Here is an 18,086-nt window from a genome sequence, read left to right on the forward strand (position 1 = left end):
CGCCTCTTGCGAAAGGGGCGACCTAGTCACCGCGCAGGGCCACCACGGGGTCGAGACGCACTGCCCGCAGCGCAGGAGCGACCCCGGCCAATAGGCCAACCAGGGCGCTGCAACCGAGCGCCAGCAGCAGATAGAGAGGATGGAGGGTGAGCGGTAAGCCTGTCGCCAGCAGAGTGAGCAGCAGCTTGAGCCCGCCGAGCAGGGCCAGCCCCATGCCCCCGCCCAGCAGCGCCAACACCACGGCTTCGAGCAGGAACAGCAATAAAATACGCCGCCGCGGGCAGCCCAGCGCCATCAGCAAACCCACTTCGGGGATCCGCTCCTGCTGGGCGATGCTCATGATGCTGAAGATGCCGACCGCCCCGATCAGCAGCGAGATAATGCCGAGCCCGCCAACCGCCAGCTTGATGATGGAGAGGATCTTGTCGAGGCTGGTCAGCATGTCCTGCTGGGAGGTGAGGGTGAAATCCTCGGCGCCGTGGCGGGCGATCAGCACTCGCCGGATCTGGGCGGTGATATCGGCCTCCGTCTGTCCGGCGCGATAGATGACGTCGATCTCCTGCAGCCCCTCCTTGTTGAACAGCGCCTGGGCGTGAGCGGCGGGCAGATAGATCATGTCATCCAGATCAAAGCCGAGAAATTGCCCCTTGGGTGCCAGCACCCCGGCCACTCGAAAACGGCGATCACCGGCGCGCAGCAGACTGCCCGGCCCATCGCCGCCGGGAAACAGCTCAGCCGCCACCTTGGCCCCCAGCACCGCATAGGCGCGGGGCATGGCACTGTCGTCCGCGGGCAAAAAACGCCCCTGCACCAGGGTGAGGCGCCAGCCTGAGAGTGCCGCTGGGCCGGTGCCCAGAATGGCGGTGCTGCGGGTCAATCCGCGACTGCGCACCTCCCCCTGCCCCTGCACCACAGGGAGCGCCGCCTCTACCCCTGCCAATCTGGCGAGGGCATCGGCATCCTCCAGCAGCAGAGGACGGCTGCTGGATAGGATACCGGGCGGGCCGCCGGCGGTTTCGGTCTTGCCCGGGGTCACGGCGATCAGCCGGGTGCCAAATTGGGAGAAGCTGTCGAGCAGATAAAGCCTGAGCCCCTCGCCGATGCCGGTGAGCAGGGTCACCGAAGCGATCCCGATGGCGATGCCGAGCGCCGACAGCAGACTGCGGCTGCGCCCCGCCAGCAAGGCGCGCCAGAGCCAGAACAGCAGATCAGCTGCGCGCATCAGCCACCGCTCCACTGCCCGCTGCGCAGGCTGCTGACCGGATCTTGCCGTGCCGCCCGGGAGGCGGGCAGCCAGCTAAAAAACAGCCCGGTCAGCAGGGCCGCCGGTATGGTGCAGAGAGTCGCGAGCAGAGGGACCGCCGCCGGAAATCCGGGCCAAATCACTCCAGCGAGGCCAATCAGGGCATAGCCCAAGACCGTGCCAAACAGCGCGCCACTGCCGCTCAGCAGCAGCGCCTCCCACAAAAACAGCTGGCGGATCTGGCGACTGTCGGCCCCCAGCGCCTTGAGCAGACCGATCTCGCCGGTGCGCTGGCGGGTGCTGATCAGCGCCAGATTCATCATCATGATGCCGGAGACCAGCAGGCTGATGGCACCGATGCCGGCAACCGCCAGGGTGAGGGTCGAGAGAATGGTGGAGAAGGTGGCCAGCATGGCGTCGCGGCGCACCACGGTCACATCGAGCACCCCGTGGCGCGCCTGCATCAGCTGCTCCAGTCGCTTGACAAGCGGGGGCACCGCTTGCCCCGCCAGCGGCTGGATCAGCAGCCGAAACAGCCCCTCGGTATTGAACAGCCGCATGGCGCTACCGACCGGGATCAGCGCGGCCTCGGCCATATCCATCCCCAGATTGCTGCTCTGGCTGGTGAAGACCCCCACCACCCGAAAGCGGCGATTGTCAAAACGCAGCCACTGACCGACCGGATCGGCCTGACCGAACAGCTCACGGGCCACCTTGACCCCGAGCAGGACGACCGGCCGATCCTCTGCGGCATCCCCCGGTAGCCAGCGACCGGAGAGCAGTTCCAGCCCGTGGGTATCGCGCAGCCCGTTGCTGCTGCCAAGCAGCATGGTCTGGCGCAGCCGCGCCCCCTGCTTGGCCTCGGCAAAGCCCATCACCAGCGGCACCAGCCGCACGTTTGGCTGATGCTGGCCAAGGTAGTGCATATCATCGAGAGTGATCTGCCGCAGACTGTTGCCAGTGACCGGCGGCAGCCCGCCGGTGGTCTCCTTGCGGCCGGGGAACATAACCAGCAGATCCTTGCCAAGGGAGCTGAACTGGTCGGCCACATAGCGCCTCGCCCCCTCCCCCAGCGCGGTGAGCAGCAGCACCGAGGTGACGCTCAAACTCACCGCCAGGATCAAGACCAGCGCCCGTGAGCGCTGGCGCAGCAGGGCCACGGCGGCAAAGCGGATCACATCGGGGCGCCGCATTCAGCCACCGCCGCTATCAATGTTGATGCGGCCATCGTTCATCAGGATCCGCCTGCCAGCCCGATCACCGAGGCGCGGGTCGTGGGTCACCACCACCAAGGTAATACCCTGCTCCCGGTTGAGTCCCTCCAGCAGGGTAATCACCTCCTCCCCTGAGCGGGAGTCGAGATTGCCGGTGGGCTCGTCGGCCAGGATCAGCCGCGGCGTCATTGCCATGGCACGGGCGATGGCTACCCGCTGACGCTGACCGCCGGAGAGCTCGGCAGGGCGGTGTCCGGCCCGGTTCTCCAGCCCCAGCTCCCCCAGCAACTGCTGGCTTCGGAGATGGCGCTCGGCGGGGGTGATCCCGCACAACATCAGCGGCAACTCGACGTTTTCACGGGCGGTGAGGCGGGAGATGAGGTGAAACGACTGGAACACGAAACCAATGCGATGGCCGCGCAGCTGGGCCAGCGCCGGCTCTGACAGGGTGGCGGTATCCTCCCCTCCCAGCCAGTAACGCCCCTCATCGGGCTGATCCAGCAGCCCCAGCACATTGAGCAGGGTCGATTTGCCGGAGCCCGAGGGGCCCATCACCGCCAGATACTCCCCCTCGGCAACCCGCAGGGAAACGCGATCGAGGGCGGCCACCTCGCTCCCCCCCAGAGTGAAACGACGGCTGACGGCATCAAGGCGAATGAGATCACTCATCCGTCTGCTCCGTGGCGGCGCTGAAAGGGCCCTCCCCGACAATCTGTCCGGGCTGGGCTGCCAGCCGATCACTGGCAGCGAGCCCCTCGGCCACCTCAATCCAGTTCCAGTTCTCCACGCCCCAGCGGGGCACCACCCGTACCAGCTTATCCCCTTCCAGCCGCAGCACGCTGCCATCGTCGGCCCGGCTGCTGGCCGCTACCCGCAGCACATCGGTGGCGCGGGTCACCTCGACCTCAAGGTCGGCGCTGTAGCCAATAAGCAGGGGCACATCGGTGGGCAGGGCAGTGAGCGCTGCCTCCACCTCGACGGTGCGGGCCTGCTTCTCCAGCTCCTTCACATAGGGGGCGATACGGGTGACGGTGGCGGCAAAATCGCGCCCGGGCATGGCATCGAGCAGTACCCGGGCAGACTGGCCCACCTTGAGGCGGGCAGCATCCACCTCATCGATGGGGGCTGAGACATACAGACAGCGATCGTCGATGAGATCGATAACCGGGGGCATGGCGACCCCGGGCGGTGAGGGAGTCATGTATTCGCCCAGCTTGCTGTTGACCTCTGCCACCACACCGGCAAACGGCGCCAGCAGGCGGCGCTCGCTCAAGCGAGCCTCCACCTGGGCGACCTGCGCCTCGTCTACCCGCTCCTGCTGACGGGATGCGCGGCAGACATAGCGGCGGGTATCGGCCAGATTCTGGGCCTGCTCGGCGAGGGTGCGGGAGGTGAGGTTTTTGGCCAGCAAGGTGGCCAGCCGGTTGGCCTCCCGCTCGTAGTAGGCCGCCTCGCTGCAACGCTCCTCGCGCTGGGTCTTGCCGAGCGCCTGCTGGGCGCGGGCACGGGCGAGATCGGCACGGATATCGTCGCTCCAGAGGGTCAGCAGCAGATCTCCCCGGGCCACCCGATCCCCGGCCTTGACGGCGATCTGCTCCACCACGCCGCCACCGGGCAGACTGAGCCCGGCCCGCTGACACGACTTGATGGTGCCAGCCCGAGTGTTGACCACGGTGACCAGCACATCCCCCCGCCCGACCTCAGCCAGCCTGATCGGCGTCGGCTGCGGTCGCCACCACCATGCCACAGCAGCCACCGCCACCACAACGCCACTTCCCCACCACAACCAACCTCTCTTCATCGCGCATCCTTTCGCTAGTGACTCCCGTCATGTGCGTCGGGAGAGCAGGGCATAATAGAGCAAGGGTATCACCACCAGGGTGAGCAAAGTGGAGACCAGGATCCCGAAAATCAGGCTGATGGCCAGTCCGTTGAAGATGGGATCATCGAGGATAAACAGGGCCCCGATCATCGCCGCCAACGCCGTCAGCATGATGGGTTTGGCCCGCACCTGCGCAGCTTCGATCACCGCCTGCTCGAACGCCACTCCGGCGCTGCGCTGCTGCTCGATAAAGTCCACCAGCAGGATGCTGTTGCGTACGATGATCCCGGCCAGGGCGATCATCCCGATCATCGAGGTGGCGGTAAACTGGGCCCCCAACAGGGCGTGGCCCGGCATCACCCCTATGATGGTGAGCGGAATGGGGGCCATGATGATGAGCGGCACCAGATAGGAGCGGAACTGGGCCACCACCAGCAGATAGATGAGGATCATCCCCACCCCGTAGGCGATGCCCATATCGCGGAAGGTCTCGTAGGTGATCTTCCACTCCCCGTCCCACAACAGCGCCACCTCCCCCAGCTTGTCGGGCTGCTGCACGTAATATTGGGGCAGGTCGATATCGGCACCGGCGGCAAACATGCCGTAGAGCGGGCTGTCGGTGTGGCCACCCATGTCGGCCACCACCATCACCATGGGCTGCATGTTCTTGTGCATGATATAGCTGGGGGCCACCTCATCACGGCGACTCACCAGCTCGGAGACCCGCACCAGCTGGCCGCTCTGGCTGCGCACCTTGAGGGCCAATACGCCCGCCAGATCCCGTTTGTCACCGGGTGCCAGCTCGATGCGGATCGGCACCGGATACTTGGCACCATGCCCCTGCAGCCAGCTGGCATCCTGATAACCCACCCCGCCATTGAGGGTGTTCACCAGATCCCCGAGATCAACCCCGAGCAGGGCCGCCTTGCTGCGATCCACCACCAGCCGCCACTTGGGCTGCGGGTCGGTCAGATAGATATCCACATCCACCAGATCCGCCGTGGCCACAAAACGGGCCTGTACGGCGCGAGCGGCCGCTTCGCGGGCGGCCTGAGTCGGGCCATAGATCTCGGCAACGATGGGGGACCAGACCGGCGGGCCGGGCGGCACCTCAACGACTTTCAGGTTGCCCCCTGCCGCACTGGCGATGGCCTGCAGCGGCTCCCGAACCGACTGGGCAATCTGGTGGCTGCTGCGATCCCGCTCATGCTTGTCCACCAGATTGACCTGAATATCCCCCACGTTGGCGCCGCTGCGGATAAAGTAGTGACGCACCAGGCCGTTGAAATTGATGGGGGCGGCTGTGCCGGCGTAGATCTGGTAATCCTTCACCTCCTCCACCTTGGCAAGCTCCCGCCCGACCGCCAGCAGGGTGCGCTCGGTCTGCTCCAGGGTCGCCCCCTCCGGCATATCGAGCACCAGCTGAAATTCCGACTTGTTGTCAAAGGGAAGCATCTTAAGCACCACCCACTGCACCACCGGCATGGCGGTGGCGGCCCCGACCAGCAGCAACACCACCAGCCAAAGTTTGCGTCTGGCGCGCTTGGCACCATCACCAATCAGGAAAGGGGTCATCAGCCGGTGAAAAAGACCCGCCTTGGCCTCGCCGTGGGTACCGTGCGCCTCCCCCTTGAGTAAATGGCTCGCCAGCCAGGGGGAGAAAATGAAGGCCACCAGCAGGGAGATGAGCATCCCCATACTGGCATTGATGGGAATGGGGCTCATGTAAGGACCCATCAGCCCGCTGACAAAGGCCATCGGCAGCAGGGCCGCGATGACGGTCAGGGTCGCCAGTATGGTCGGCCCCCCCACCTCGTCTACCGCCCCCGGAATAAGCTCCTTGAGCGACCCCTTGCCCAAACCGCGATGGCGGTGGATGTTCTCCACCACGACTATGGCGTCATCCACCAGAATGCCGATGGAGAAGATCAGCGCAAACAGCGACACCCGGTTGAGGGTAAAGCCCCAGGCCCAGCTGGCAAACAGGGTCAGTGCCAGGGTGATGACGATGGCAACGCCCACCACCAGCGCCTCGCGCCAGCCCATGCTCACCAGCACCAGCAGCACCACCGCCGTGGTGGCAAAAATCAGCTTGCCGATCAGGGTGTTGGATTTGGTCTCGGCGGTAACGCCGTAGTCCCGGGTCACCGTCACCTCGACCCCGGCAGGGATGAGCCGGTTCTGCAAACTTTCGACCCGCGCCTCCACCCGCTTGGCCACATCGACCGCGTTCTGGCCCGGCTGCTTGCCGATGGCCAGAGTCACCGCCGGATAACTGGCCTGCCCCATCCCCATCCAGCTGCGCTTGGTCGGGGTCTCCTGACCCAGAGAGACCCTGGCCACCTCCCCCAGATAGACCGGCTTGCCGTCGTGCAGCCCCACCACCAGCTCACGGGCCTCCAGCTCACTTTGCAGGAACTGCCCGACCTGCACCTTGATCTCCCGGTTATCTTGCTCGATGGCCTGTGTCGGGCCCACCTGATTGGCGGCCGCAAGTCGCTGGCTCAGATCGCCCCAGCTGATGCCGTGGGCGCTAAGGGCCGCCGGATCCGGCATCACCCGCAGCACGGCGCTCTGGCTGCCCAGCGTGTAGATATCGCGGGTACCGGGAATGCGCTTGAGTTCGGTCTCCAACTCATGGGCGACCCGGGTCAGCTCGGGTGCTCCCAGTTGCTTGCTCCCCTCTTTGCTCCATAAGGTCAAACTGACGATGGGGACATCATCGATCCCCCGGGGTTTTACCAGCGGCTGACCGACTCCAATCCCCTGCGGCAGCCAATCGCGGTTGGAGTCGAGCTGGTTGTTGAGATCGACGATGGCCTGCTCGCGGCTCACCCCTACCTTGAACACCACCACCAGCAGGGCGCCATCGGGTTGGGAAAAAGAATAGAGGGTATCAATGCCCTTTATTTGGGAGACCACCTGCTCGGCAGGGGTGGTGACGAGAGAGGCCACTTCAGCCGGAGTGGCTCCCGGGAAGGGAATGTAGACATCGGCGAAGGTGACATCGATCTGCGGCTCCTCCTCCTTGGGGGTCACCAGCACTGCAAACAGACCGAGCAACAGCCCCACCAGCGCCAGCAGCGGGGTGATGGCCGAGCCCTGAAACAGCGCAGCCAGCCGACCGGCAGGCCCCAGCCTCTCCTTGTTGCCGTTCAGCTCGCTACTCATGGGCCACCTCCTGCTGCTGCGCCCAGGCATCGGGGGCCAGCTTGTCACCGGCTTGCAGCCCGGCCAGGATCTCGCACTGTCCCTCGACGCAATGACCGACCCGTACCGGCGTCAGGGCCCAGCCAGCGGGTTGCTGCAGATAGACGCCGTTGAACTCCCCTTGCCGCAGCAGGGCGCGATCCGGCACCTGCAACACCTGACGTTCACCCTGTTTGAGCTGCACCTTGAGCCACATGCCGGGCAATACCCCGGCGGTTTGCGGCGGCAAGTCGAGGCGCAACCTGAAGGCGTGGCTCTGGCTGTCGGCATAGTTGAAGCGGGTCAATTTGACCGGGGTAACAGGCTTGCCATCCGGCAGCAGCACCTGCACATCCGCAGGCTCACGAGCCAGCGAAAGGGCGGATTGGGGCAACTCCACCTCCACCCGCAGTGTGTCTAGAGAGAAGCCGGAGAGCAGCGGGGTACCGGGGGCGACAGTCTCCCCCAGCTCTACCAGCCGTTTGGTCACGACTCCGGCGTAAGGGGCCAGAATGCGGGTATAACCGTAGGCCTCGCGGGCCTGAGTGAGGGCCGCATCGGCAGCGTTCACCTCGGCGCGGGCGGCGCGATCCGTCGCCTGGGCATTATCGAGCTGGGCGCGGGTGATCACCCCCTTGGCAATCAGCGCCTGAAAGCGGGCAAGCTGGCGCTCGGCTTCCACTTGCTGGGCCTGCGCCCGCGCCAGCCGCGCCTCGGCACCCGTGACGGCGGCAAACTGCTCTTTGCCGCTGATCTCCAGCAGCGGTTGCCCCGCCTGCACCTGATCGTTCACATCCACCAGCATGCGGGAGACCCGGCCGCTGGTCTGGGCCGCCACCGTCCCCTGATTGATGGCACTGACGGTGCCATCCAGCGTCAGCCAGTCGGTCACCGCCTGTGGCGCCACTGTCAACAGGGGCACTGTCAGTGGGGCAATAGACTCCCCGTCTGCGGCAAGGGCCTGGGGGGATGTCATGGCCTGCGATGTCATCACCAACATGGTGATCCCCAGCAACCGGATCTTTTCCATCATTACTCTCCTTCCCTGGCATCATCAATCACTTCACGGGATCAGGCGGTATGGGACTGGCGCACCTTATCCACTCCCCGAGCTGGCGCCTTGGTCAGCACCCTGGCCAGCCCTCTGTCAAACAGCAAGATCCCGGCCACCATGGCCGCTATAAACAACATTATCATGGGCTGCCCGCTGGAAATGAGACTCAGAGCTGGCCCCGGGCAGATGCCCACCAATCCCCAGCCGATGCCAAACAGCGCGGCCCCGCCGATCAGCCTGCGCTCCAGCCGAGGGGCTGGTACGGCTGCGATGGGATCCCCCAGCACACTCTGGCGACGGGGTTTCACCAGCAGAAAATAACCCGGCATAAAGACCAGCAGGGCCCCTCCCATCACGAAGGCGAGGCTGGGATCCCAGGCCCCGGCCAGATCGAGAAAACCGGTGACCCGGGCGGGATCCATCATGCCGGAGATGGCCATCCCCAGTCCGAACAACACACCCGCAAACAAACTTGTCAGCAACTTCATGGCAATCAGCCCCTTACAGCAGATGATGAGTGACGAAGACGGTGATAAAGCCAGCCGCCATAAAGGTCAGGGTGGCGACGATGGAGCGCAGGGAGAGCCGCCCCATGCCACAGATGCCGTGGCCGCTGGTGCAGCCATTGCCAAGACGGGTACCGATGCCGACCAGCAGACCGGCCAGCAGCACTACAGGCCAGCCGGGCAAGGTGGTGAATGCGGGCATGGTGGCCCAACCCAGGGTCAGCGCCAACCAGGCGCCCGCCCCCAGCCCCAGCAGAAACAGCACCCGCCACGGCGCACGGTGTTGCAGTGCACCGGCCAGAATGCCGCTGATCCCGGCAACCCGGCCGTTGAACAACATCAGGATCAGGGCCGACAGCCCCGCCAGCATGCCACCGCCCAAAGAGAGCAGCCATTGGCTTTCCATCATCAAGATTCCTTATTTTCCGAGTGACAAAAATGGGTTTGCAGCGCCCCCAGCACATCGGCGGCCGCCTCGCTCACCAGCGAGTAGTAGATCTGCTGGGAGACCTTGCGCGAACGGATCAGGCCGTAGCGCTTCAATACCGAAAGTTGCTGGGAGAAGGCCGACTGCCCGAGTTGGCTATGGGCCAGCAGCTCCCCGACCCCCTTCTCCCCCTCCACCAGTTGGCAGAGCACCATCAGGCGTTCGGGATGAGCCAACGCCTTGAGCAGGGAGGCGGCGGCTGTCGCATGTCTGTTCATCTCGTCGAATTGGCTCATAAGAGTAAATTAGCAATTGCTGATATTTGTTCTATTGTATAAAACAACACTAAATTAGCAATATCTAAAGTAGATAAGGAGAAAGACCATGACAGTAGATAACGGAGTCAGAATCGTCGCGGGTTGCATGTTGCTGCTCTCGCTGATCCTTACCACCTGGGTTCATCCGGGCTTTGTCTGGTTAAGTGCCTTTGTCGGGGTCAACCTGATCCAGAGCGCATTCACCGGTTTCTGCCCGGCAGCGATGATCCTCAAACGGATAGGATTTAAATAAACGGGTCGGATGACCCGGCTCACATGAGCGTGTAATAAACGCAGGAGGCTGAACATGGCAACGGTAATCGTCATCGGCGCGGGTCTCGGGGGCATGTCTGCCGCCTACGAACTCAAGGCCGAACTGGGCAAGCAGCATGAGGTGATCCTCATCAATGACAAGCCGGACTTTGAATTTACCCCCTCCAACCCCTGGATTGCCGTCCAGTGGCGGGAGCGCAAGGAGACCTCGATCCCCATCGAACCCCATGTGAAGAAAAAGGGGATCCGCTTTATCCATGCCGCCCTGACCGAGCTGCAACCGGCAGCGCAGCAGCTCACCCTCTCCGATGGCCAGACCCTGCGTTACGACTTTCTGGCAATCTGCACCGGCCCGGCTCTCGCCTTTGACGAGGTGACGGGGGCTGGCCCCGAATCCGGTGGCACCACCAGCGTCTGTACCCTCTCACACGCCGAAGAGTGCCGCCACAGTGTCAGTGCCCTGGTCGATGAGCCCGGCCCGGTGATTGTCGGCGCCATGCCGGGCGCCTCCTGCTTCGGCCCCGCCTACGAGTATGCGTTCATCCTCGATCGCCACCTGCGCGACAAGAAGGTGAGAAAAAATGTGCCCATGACCTTTGTCACCAGCGAGCCCTACATCGGCCACCTTGGTCTCAACGGCGTGGGCGACTCCAAGGGGATGCTGGAGAGCGAACTGCGGATGCGCGACGTGCAGTGGATCTGCAATGCCCGCACTGTGGCGGCGCAAGATGGCCAGATGACGGTGGAGGAGCTGGACGATGAGGGCAACATCAAGCGCACCCACACTCTGCCCTACAAACACGCCATGATGCTGCCCGCCTTTGTCGGCATTGCACCGCTGCGGGGCATCGAGGGGCTGGTCAATCCCCGCGGCTTTGTCATCGTCGACGAGCACCAGCGTAATCCCGCCTTCCCGCAGATTTACGCCGCCGGGGTCTGCATCGCCATTGCCCCGCCGCACAAGACGCCGGTACCGACCGGGGTGCCCAAGACCGGCTACATGATTGAGGCCATGGTGCGCACCCTGAGCCACAACATCAAGGCGGAGCTCAGCGGCCAGCCGCCGGTGACCAAGGCAGTGTGGAATGCCATCTGTCTGGCAGACATGGGGGACACCGGCGCCGCTTTCGTCGCCATGCCGCAGATCCCGCCGCGCAACGTCGCCTGGTTCAAGAAAGGAAAGTGGGTCCATCTGGCCAAGATCGCCTTTGAGAAGTACTTCCTGCACAAGATGCAGGTGGGGGATACCGAGCCCATCTACGAGAAACTGATGCTCAAATACCTCGGCATCGACAAGACCGAATGACCCCGCAGACCCGGCCCTCGCCGGGTCTCTTTTTACGGCCCTGCGCGGCAAAACGGGGCTTTCGATTATGTTTCAAGATGTTGCTGCGGGCGGCGCGGGGTTTACCCTGCCTGCCACCTCGGCTATCATTCGAGCCTCTTATCAATAGCGGAGACCATCAGTGGGCAACTCATCAAGTGACAGTTGTAGACCGACCCTCATCGTCGGTACCAAGGTCGCGAGCTAGCCGCAGGTCTTTCTCTGCCGCATGCTCGCAACCCTGCGAGAAGCGGAAATCCACTCCCCTCTTCTCCCTTTTTACACTTGACGTCTGGCAACCAGAGGCCAACCGCCACGGTCGCCATGCCTGCATAGTTTCTGCTTCCCACAAGGAGGCTGCTATGCGTTTTATCTCAATCAAACCGGCTGCGGATCGCACGGTCGTAACAGGTTCTGTTGCTACCCGGGCTCACCCCCTGTTGAGCCGGCTCGGCCGTGGCATGCTGCCACGCTGGCTGGGCGGCAAACAGCGTCAGCACCACTACCGGCTGCAGATCCGCTGTGAGGATCGCGCCGATATGGAGCAGGTGCTGGATATGGTGAACCACACGTTGCAACCGGCCGGGCTGCAACCGATGCAATCGATGAAGCCGGGTCGCGGCGGCGGGCGAGAGCTGGTGCTCAACCTGCAGTGCACCCCGCCCCAGCGACGCTATCTGGTGCAGTTCGTTCATCAGGTCGGAGTAGCACATCCGGTGCGCTGGCAACTGCGCCCGCGCATCGACTGCGATCCCGAACTCAACTGACCGCACACCTGCGTTAACCACAGTGAAAGGGGCCAGCCACGCTGGCCCCGCTTGTTGCGTCCTCTCCGAGCGTCAGGGCATCTGATGGTGCTCGCGCCCCGGGACGCCGCGTTTTTGTTTGTCTGCTGGCCATCCGCGCAATCATCCCCTGATCCATCCGCCTCCCGGCGTTTCATCATGGATTGCGCCAAACCAGCGCTCATCAGAAGGAGTACGCCATGAAGATGTGGCAACAAATTGACATGATCTCCCTGCTCGACACCCTGGCCAGCCTGCTGCTCGCCTTTGTGCTCGGCAGTCTGGTCGGGCTGGAGCGCCAGTACCGCCAACGTACCGCGGGCCTGCGCACCAACGTGCTGGTCGCCGTAGGGGCCGCCCTGTTCGTCAGTCTGGCCCAGCGTATCTATGACCTGCACGGCGGCAACTACAACGTGGTCCATGTGGTGGCCTATATCGTCTCCGGCATCGGCTTTCTCGGCGCCGGCGTCATCATGCGCGAGTCGGGCAATATCCGCGGCATCAACACCGCCGCCACCCTGTGGGGCGTTGCTGCGGTCGGCGCCGCCTGTGGTGCCGGACTGGCCATGGAGGCAATTCTGGGGGCCCTGTTCGTGCTGGCCGCCAACACCCTGCTGAGACCGCTGGTCAACCAGATCAACCGCCGCCCGGTGGACAATACCGACACCGAAGTGACCTACAAGGTGACGGCCCTGACCCAGCGCGAGCATCAAAAAGAGGTGCTGCACTGGCTCGAGGAGATGCTGGAGCAGGCCAACTACCCCTTGAGCGAACTCGATATCGAGCCGTTTGGCGAGGGGGATCTGGAGATCTCGGCGGTGCTGCTGGCTACCTCCATCGATGGCGACGAGCTCGATGCCCTGATGGTGAAACTCGGCATCCACCCCCATATCAAGCAGGTGTTCTGGCGCACCAGTACCACCGACTGAGCTGTCGGCCAGAGTCATGGCTCCATCCGCCAACAGCAAAAAGCCCCGCCAGCAATGGCGGGGCTTTCTCATATGGGATGGGTGACACGGCGTGGCTAGCGGCGACTGCGCCAGCGCACCTTGGGGGTGATCACCTGGGCAGTCTGCGCCGGGGGATTGCCCGCAATCAGTTGCTGCATCAGCTCGAAAGCGGCGAGGGCCAGCGCCGGACAATCCTGCGCCACCGAGTCGATGCGCATGGGAATGCAGTCGAGCAGGTCGTGATCATCGAAGGTGCACAGGCGCATGCCCGTCTCCATCAGCCCTGCCTCGTTGAGGTAGCGCAGCACCCCTTCCAGCAAAGTAAAGGAGGCGGTAAAGAGCCCCCTGGGAGGCGCTCCCAGCTCGGCCACCAGCTCAGCCATCAGCTGATAACCGGAGCTCGGCTGATAGTCGCGATGACGCACCCGGGCTGCATCGGCTTCAAAACCGGCGCGATGGAGCCCCAGCTCATAGCCCGCCAGCCGATGACGACTGGGGGAGAGATCCAGCAGGCCGCCGAAGTAGTAGATCTCCTCGCCGCACTCGCTGGTCATGTCCCGCACCAGCTCGGCGGTGGCCTTGCAGGCATCGGAGATCACCATGGGCAGGCGCGACTCGCCAATATGGCGGTCGAGCTGCACCACCGGCAGGCGGTCGTGGATACGGGCATAGATGTCATCGCTGTGGCCGCTGGAGGCGACAATCAGCCCGTCCACCTGACGGCTGATGAGGTTGTCCACCACCCGCTGCTCGAGAGCGGGATCATCCTCGGAGCAGGCGATCAGCAGCTGGATACCCGCCTCCCGGCAGTCCGCCTCGAGGGCGCGGGCGATGCGGGCAAAACCGAAGTTGGTGAGATCGGGGATAACCAACCCCCAGGTGTAGCTGCGGGTCTCGCGCAGGGAGCGGGCGTGAAAGCTCGGCAGGTAGTGACACTCCTCCGCCACCGCCTGAATGCGCTTGCGGGTATCGTCGGCAATGCGGTACTCCGCACTCTTCCCGTTGAGCACCAGACTGGCGGTCGCCTTGGACACCCCCGCCAGTTCGGCGATCTGGGCAATCGTGATCCGTTTCTTCTTCTCCACCTGGCCTCCCGGCTGACTAGAACCGGGCTATTGTACTAGGCACGCCGACAGCGGCCAGTGATTGAGGCAAATTTTGCAGCCATCATCGCCGTTGCCTGATGAAAGTTGCGGCTTGTCCCCGGGGAAGTAGCGCGCCGACAGGCTGTTTCGCCCCTCATCGATGAAACACTCCAGACTGGAGCGATCGCACAGGACGGTGATCCGCCCGCCAGCCCATGGGCTGCTGCGGGTCTCCCACGTCCCGCTCTGCCAGTTCTGGCGCCGCAAGGTGATGCGGTCCGGCTGCCACACCAGCTCGGCCACGGCACCGAACCAGAGACTCCCCTCACCACACAGATCCAGATCGAGCCAGGCCGAGTCGATGGCCATCCCCGAAAACTCGCCAAGCGTCCCCTCGAAACGGGTCAGCTCTCCCTTGAGCGCCGCAAGCTCCGCCACCGGCCGCTGGCAGAGCCACTCATCCTGCCAGAACAGCTCCCGCGGGCAGCTCATCTGGTGGATCCAGCCGTAAGCGACAGTGGGCTGGCTCATCTCGTTCTCCTCCGGTAGACCCAGCCAGCCAAACAAGAGGCGGCGACCCTGAGTGTCCAGGGTAGTTTGCGGCGCATAGAACTCGAAGCCCCGATCTAGCTCGTGGAAAGCCCCGTGCTCGAAGCGCTCGCCGTCGAAGTTGCCAGAAAGCCAGCCGCACTGGTAGAGGTTGCGATAATCCTCGCCTGCCGGGGCAATCCCCTGCGGGCAGCTGATCAGCACATGGAGCTCCCCCAGCGGGAAGAGATCCGGGCACTCCCACATATAGCCAAACTCGCCCAGCCCCCCTCGCCCGCTACCGGCGATGGGGCCCACCCGCTGCCAGCTTTGCAGGGTGTCACCGCGATAGAGCAGCACTTCCCCCTTGTCATCCAGGGTGCGCGCGCCCAGCACCATCAGCCACTGTTTGCCGTCGTGCCACACCTTGGGGTCGCGCACGTGGCCGCTGTAGCCTTCGGGCAGATCCAGCACGGGCCCCAGCTTGGCAAAACCGCCCTCACCGTCGGCGCGGGCCAGACACTGATAGGCGGTGCGGCTGCCATCCGGGTATTTGACATTACCTGTGTAGATAAGGGTCAGGCACCCCTGCTCATCGCTCACCGCCGAGCCAGAATAACAGCCGTGGCTCTCATAGGCCTCGGTGGGCAGCAAGGCGATGGGCTCGTGCTGCCAATGCAGCAGATCGGTGGAGGTGACATGGCCCCAGCCCTTGTTGCGGTGCTCGCAGCCCAGCGGGTTCCACTGGTAGAAGAGGTGGTAGCGCCCGTCGTGCTCGATAAAGCCGTTGGGATCGTTAAGCAGCCCCACCGGGGCTGCCAGATGCCAGTGGGGCCGATGGGGATCGGCCGCCGCCTTGAGCTGTCCGGCCAGCAACGACCGGACAATCTGGTTGAGAAGATCGCTTTCCTTCATCACTCCACCTTGTACTTGAGCAGGTAGGATGCAGCGAAGGCGGCGCCAAAGGCGATCACCAGCCCGATGATGTAGTGAATAAGGCTCATGGGCTGGACGATGGCCATGCCGGGAATACCGGTCAGCCCCACCGCCGTCATCCCCACCTTGGCCGCCACCACGTAGGCGCCGCCGCAGGCCCCGCCAAACAGACCGGCGAGAAAGGGTTTGATGTAACGCAGGTTGACCCCGAAGATCGCCGCTTCCGTGATACCCAGCAGGCAGGACATGGCCGCCGGCACGGTAATGGCCTTGATCTTCACATCGCGGGTCTTGAAATAGACCGCGAGGCAAGCCCCGCCCTGTGCCACGTTGGCCATGGCCCAGATGGGCAGCAGGAAGTTGACGCCAATTTGCGGATTGGCCAGCAACCCCGCCTCGATGGCGTGGAAGCTGTGGTGGATGCCGGTGATGACGATAAGCGAGTAAGTGCCGCCAAACACCAGCCCCGCCAGCCAGCCCGCCTGCTCATAGAGGGCGCTCAGACCGAACGAGATGCCATCCCCCAGCACCCGACCCGCCGGGCCGATAAAGAGCAGCGCCACGAAACCGGTGATGATGACGGTGAGAAACGGCGTGAGGATCAGATCCAGCGCATCCGGAATGCGCTTGCGCAGCTGTTTCTCCAGATGGGACATAAACCAGACCGCCAAGAGCACCGGGAAGACGGTGCCCTGATAGCCGATCATGGCGACATCGAGCCCGAAGAAATCCATGGTCTTGAAGCCACCGGCCACGCCCCAGGCGTTGGTTAGCGCCGGGTGGGTGAGGATGCCGCCAAGGGTCGCCCCGAGGTACGGATTGCCACCGAACTCACGTGCTGCCGTAAAGCCGATCAGAATGGGCAATATGATAAATGCCGCCGAGCTGAACATGTCGAGCATCACAAACAGGGCGCTGTCGGCATTGGCCCAGCCGTAGGTGCGCACCATGCCGAGCAGCCCCATCAGCAGGCCGGAGGCGACGATGGCCGGAATGATCGGCACGAAGATGTTGGAGAGGGTTCGCGCCAACCGTTGAGCCACGTTGAGCTTGGCCGCCGCCATGTCGGTCAACTCAGCCTTGCTGGCGGTGCCGGTACCGGTCAGCGCCACAAACTCCGCATAGACCTTGTTGACCAGACCGGTGCCGAAGATCACCTGAATTTGGCCCGCGTTGCTAAAGCACCCCTTGACCCCCTCCAGCTTGTCGATGGCGGCCTTGTTTACCTTGCTGTCATCGGCCAGCACCAACCGCAGCCGGGTGGCGCAGTGGGCAGCGCTGACGATATTCTCCTTGCCCCCGAGCAGGGGCACCAGATCCTTGGCTATCGCACTGATATTCATATTCTTCCTCTTATGACCCGCCACGCTGGCGGGCCCTTGTCACATGAGAGTAGGGGCTGTCGAACCGGGCTTCTAGCCTCAGCTCAACAGCCGCTTGCGCTTGATCGCAAAAAGGCATCCAGTTCAGTACGGGTCGGCAACGCCGTCATCGCCCCCTTGGCGGTGGTGGCAAGTGCCCCGCAGCCGTGAGCCTGCGCCAGAATGGCGGGCAACTCGGCCAGTGTCGGCAGCGACGAGCGCCCGGCCAGCGCCGCCAGCAGACCGGCGACGAAGGCATCCCCCGCCCCCGTGGTGTCGATGGGCGTCACTTTCTGCCCCACCCACTCCAGCAACTCGCCATCAAGGCGAGCCACCACCCCGGCCGCCCCTCTGGTCACCAGCACCAGCGCCGGGCCAGAGAGAGTCGCAAGCCCGGCGACCAGTTCATCCTCGCCACTCAGCAGTTGCAGCTCCTCAATGGAGAGCTTGACCACATCCGCCTGCCCGATGGCCTGACGCACCAGCGGCAGCATCTCGGCGGGGTTGCCCCACACCTCGGGGCGCAGGTTGGGGTCGAAGCAGACTCGCCCGCCTGCCGCCTTGATGGCCGCCATGGCCTGCAGGCAGCTGGTGCGTACCGGCTCGTTGGCTAGCGCGATGGAGCAGGTCAGCAACCACTGACCGGCCTTGAAGCGGGGCAACTCATCCGGGGTGAGGAACTGGTCGGCACTGGGGCGCACCATAAAGGTGAAGCTGCGCTCCCCCTCGTCATCCAGTGCCACCAACACGGTAGAGGTGCGATGGTCTGGATCGAGCCGCAGCGCACCGATATCCACCCCCTCCCCGCGCAAGGTGTCGGCCATAAAGCGGCCGAACGGGTCAGCTCCAACCCGGCCGATAAAGGCCGCATCGCCGCCCAGCCGTGCCACGCCAACCGCCACATTGGCGGGCGCGCCACCCGGACACCTGAGGTAGTGCAACGCCCCTTCCGGGATCAAGTCCACCACCGCATCCCCCATTACCCACACACGATTCGTCACCTTGCTACTCCACTGCTGCATCGGATCCACGGTCAAACCCGAACTCTATTCTGTTGGCTAGCATTATCAGC

17 protein-coding genes are annotated in these 18,086 nt (G+C 64.0%); 4 read left to right on the top strand and 13 right to left on the bottom strand.

Going from position 1 to position 18,086, the window contains the following annotated elements; genetic code table 11:
• Positions 1–22: 22 nt before the first annotated feature.
• Genes ACTG2U_RS06210 through ACTG2U_RS06250 form a run of 9 tightly spaced genes read right to left on the bottom strand, consistent with a single transcriptional unit; the run spans position 23 to position 9,751 of the window.
• A complete protein-coding gene (locus tag ACTG2U_RS06210; protein WP_429011898.1) occupies positions 23–1,222 on the bottom strand; it encodes an ABC transporter permease in 1,200 nt (399 codons plus the stop codon).
• On the bottom strand, positions 1,222–2,436 hold the full coding sequence (locus tag ACTG2U_RS06215) for an ABC transporter permease (RefSeq protein ID WP_421386291.1): 1,215 nt from the start codon (positions 2,434–2,436) through the stop codon (positions 1,222–1,224). The genes ACTG2U_RS06210 and ACTG2U_RS06215 overlap by 1 nt, the downstream gene beginning before the upstream one ends.
• Positions 2,437–3,126 (bottom strand): ABC transporter ATP-binding protein, encoded by a 690-nt coding sequence (locus ACTG2U_RS06220; RefSeq protein WP_421386290.1) that lies wholly within the window; start codon positions 3,124–3,126, stop codon positions 2,437–2,439.
• Positions 3,119–4,258: an efflux RND transporter periplasmic adaptor subunit gene (locus tag ACTG2U_RS06225; RefSeq protein WP_421386289.1), complete on the bottom strand. Its 1,140-nt coding sequence runs from the start codon at positions 4,256–4,258 to the stop codon at positions 3,119–3,121. Before ACTG2U_RS06225 ends, ACTG2U_RS06220 begins: the two co-directional genes overlap by 8 nt.
• Positions 4,259–4,285: 27 nt before the next feature.
• The gene (locus ACTG2U_RS06230; protein WP_439974215.1) at positions 4,286–7,450 is read right to left on the bottom strand and encodes an efflux RND transporter permease subunit; all 3,165 of its coding nucleotides are present in this window, start codon (positions 7,448–7,450) and stop codon (positions 4,286–4,288) included.
• Entirely contained in the window at positions 7,443–8,498 is a 1,056-nt protein-coding gene (locus ACTG2U_RS06235) for an efflux RND transporter periplasmic adaptor subunit (RefSeq protein ID WP_335812633.1), read from the bottom strand. The genes ACTG2U_RS06230 and ACTG2U_RS06235 overlap by 8 nt, the downstream gene beginning before the upstream one ends.
• Positions 8,499–8,539: 41 nt before the next feature.
• Positions 8,540–9,010, bottom strand: a complete 471-nt coding sequence (locus ACTG2U_RS06240) for a YeeE/YedE family protein (RefSeq protein ID WP_335812596.1) — start codon at positions 9,008–9,010, stop codon at positions 8,540–8,542.
• Between the two features lie 13 nt (positions 9,011–9,023).
• Positions 9,024–9,437, bottom strand: coding sequence for a YeeE/YedE family protein (locus ACTG2U_RS06245; RefSeq protein ID WP_064338373.1), 414 nt, complete (start codon positions 9,435–9,437; stop codon positions 9,024–9,026).
• Positions 9,437–9,751, bottom strand: a complete 315-nt coding sequence (locus ACTG2U_RS06250; protein WP_005338008.1) for an ArsR/SmtB family transcription factor — start codon at positions 9,749–9,751, stop codon at positions 9,437–9,439. Before ACTG2U_RS06250 ends, ACTG2U_RS06245 begins: the two co-directional genes overlap by 1 nt.
• A gap of 88 nt (positions 9,752–9,839) precedes the next feature.
• On the opposite strand from ACTG2U_RS06250, the gene ACTG2U_RS06255 reads away from it, so the two are divergent.
• The 4 genes from ACTG2U_RS06255 to ACTG2U_RS06270 all read left to right on the top strand — a co-directional run bounded on the left by ACTG2U_RS06255 (position 9,840) and on the right by ACTG2U_RS06270 (position 13,083).
• A complete protein-coding gene (locus tag ACTG2U_RS06255; RefSeq protein ID WP_005344304.1) occupies positions 9,840–10,025 on the top strand; it encodes a YgaP family membrane protein in 186 nt (61 codons plus the stop codon).
• A 54-nt stretch (positions 10,026–10,079) separates the two neighbouring features.
• The gene (locus tag ACTG2U_RS06260) at positions 10,080–11,351 is read left to right on the top strand and encodes an NAD(P)/FAD-dependent oxidoreductase (protein WP_005338013.1); all 1,272 of its coding nucleotides are present in this window, start codon (positions 10,080–10,082) and stop codon (positions 11,349–11,351) included.
• 380 nt (positions 11,352–11,731) lie between these two features.
• Positions 11,732–12,136 carry a hypothetical protein gene (locus tag ACTG2U_RS06265; RefSeq protein WP_374811011.1) on the top strand — a complete coding sequence of 135 codons (405 nt, stop codon included), beginning with the start codon at positions 11,732–11,734 and terminating at the stop codon, positions 12,134–12,136.
• Between the two features lie 218 nt (positions 12,137–12,354).
• Positions 12,355–13,083: an MgtC/SapB family protein gene (locus ACTG2U_RS06270; RefSeq protein WP_005350335.1), complete on the top strand. Its 729-nt coding sequence runs from the start codon at positions 12,355–12,357 to the stop codon at positions 13,081–13,083.
• Between the two features lie 95 nt (positions 13,084–13,178).
• Here the strand turns inward: ACTG2U_RS06270 and ACTG2U_RS06275 are convergent, their stop codons facing one another.
• The 4 genes from ACTG2U_RS06275 to ACTG2U_RS06290 form a co-directional block, all read right to left on the bottom strand.
• The gene (locus tag ACTG2U_RS06275; protein ID WP_439974216.1) at positions 13,179–14,189 is read right to left on the bottom strand and encodes a LacI family DNA-binding transcriptional regulator; all 1,011 of its coding nucleotides are present in this window, start codon (positions 14,187–14,189) and stop codon (positions 13,179–13,181) included.
• A gap of 27 nt (positions 14,190–14,216) precedes the next feature.
• The gene (locus tag ACTG2U_RS06280) at positions 14,217–15,632 is read right to left on the bottom strand and encodes a glycoside hydrolase family 32 protein (RefSeq protein WP_439974217.1); all 1,416 of its coding nucleotides are present in this window, start codon (positions 15,630–15,632) and stop codon (positions 14,217–14,219) included.
• Positions 15,632–16,996 (bottom strand): sucrose-specific PTS transporter subunit IIBC, encoded by a 1,365-nt coding sequence (locus ACTG2U_RS06285; RefSeq protein ID WP_043818633.1) that lies wholly within the window; start codon positions 16,994–16,996, stop codon positions 15,632–15,634. Before ACTG2U_RS06285 ends, ACTG2U_RS06280 begins: the two co-directional genes overlap by 1 nt.
• An 83-nt stretch (positions 16,997–17,079) precedes the next feature.
• A complete protein-coding gene (locus tag ACTG2U_RS06290) occupies positions 17,080–18,036 on the bottom strand; it encodes an aminoimidazole riboside kinase (RefSeq protein WP_439974218.1) in 957 nt (318 codons plus the stop codon).
• Positions 18,037–18,086 lie beyond the last annotated feature (50 nt).

Origin of the sequence: Aeromonas sp. 95A, assembly GCF_051919235.1 — a bacterium.
Classification (GTDB): Bacteria; Pseudomonadota; Gammaproteobacteria; order Enterobacterales; family Aeromonadaceae; genus Aeromonas; species Aeromonas veronii.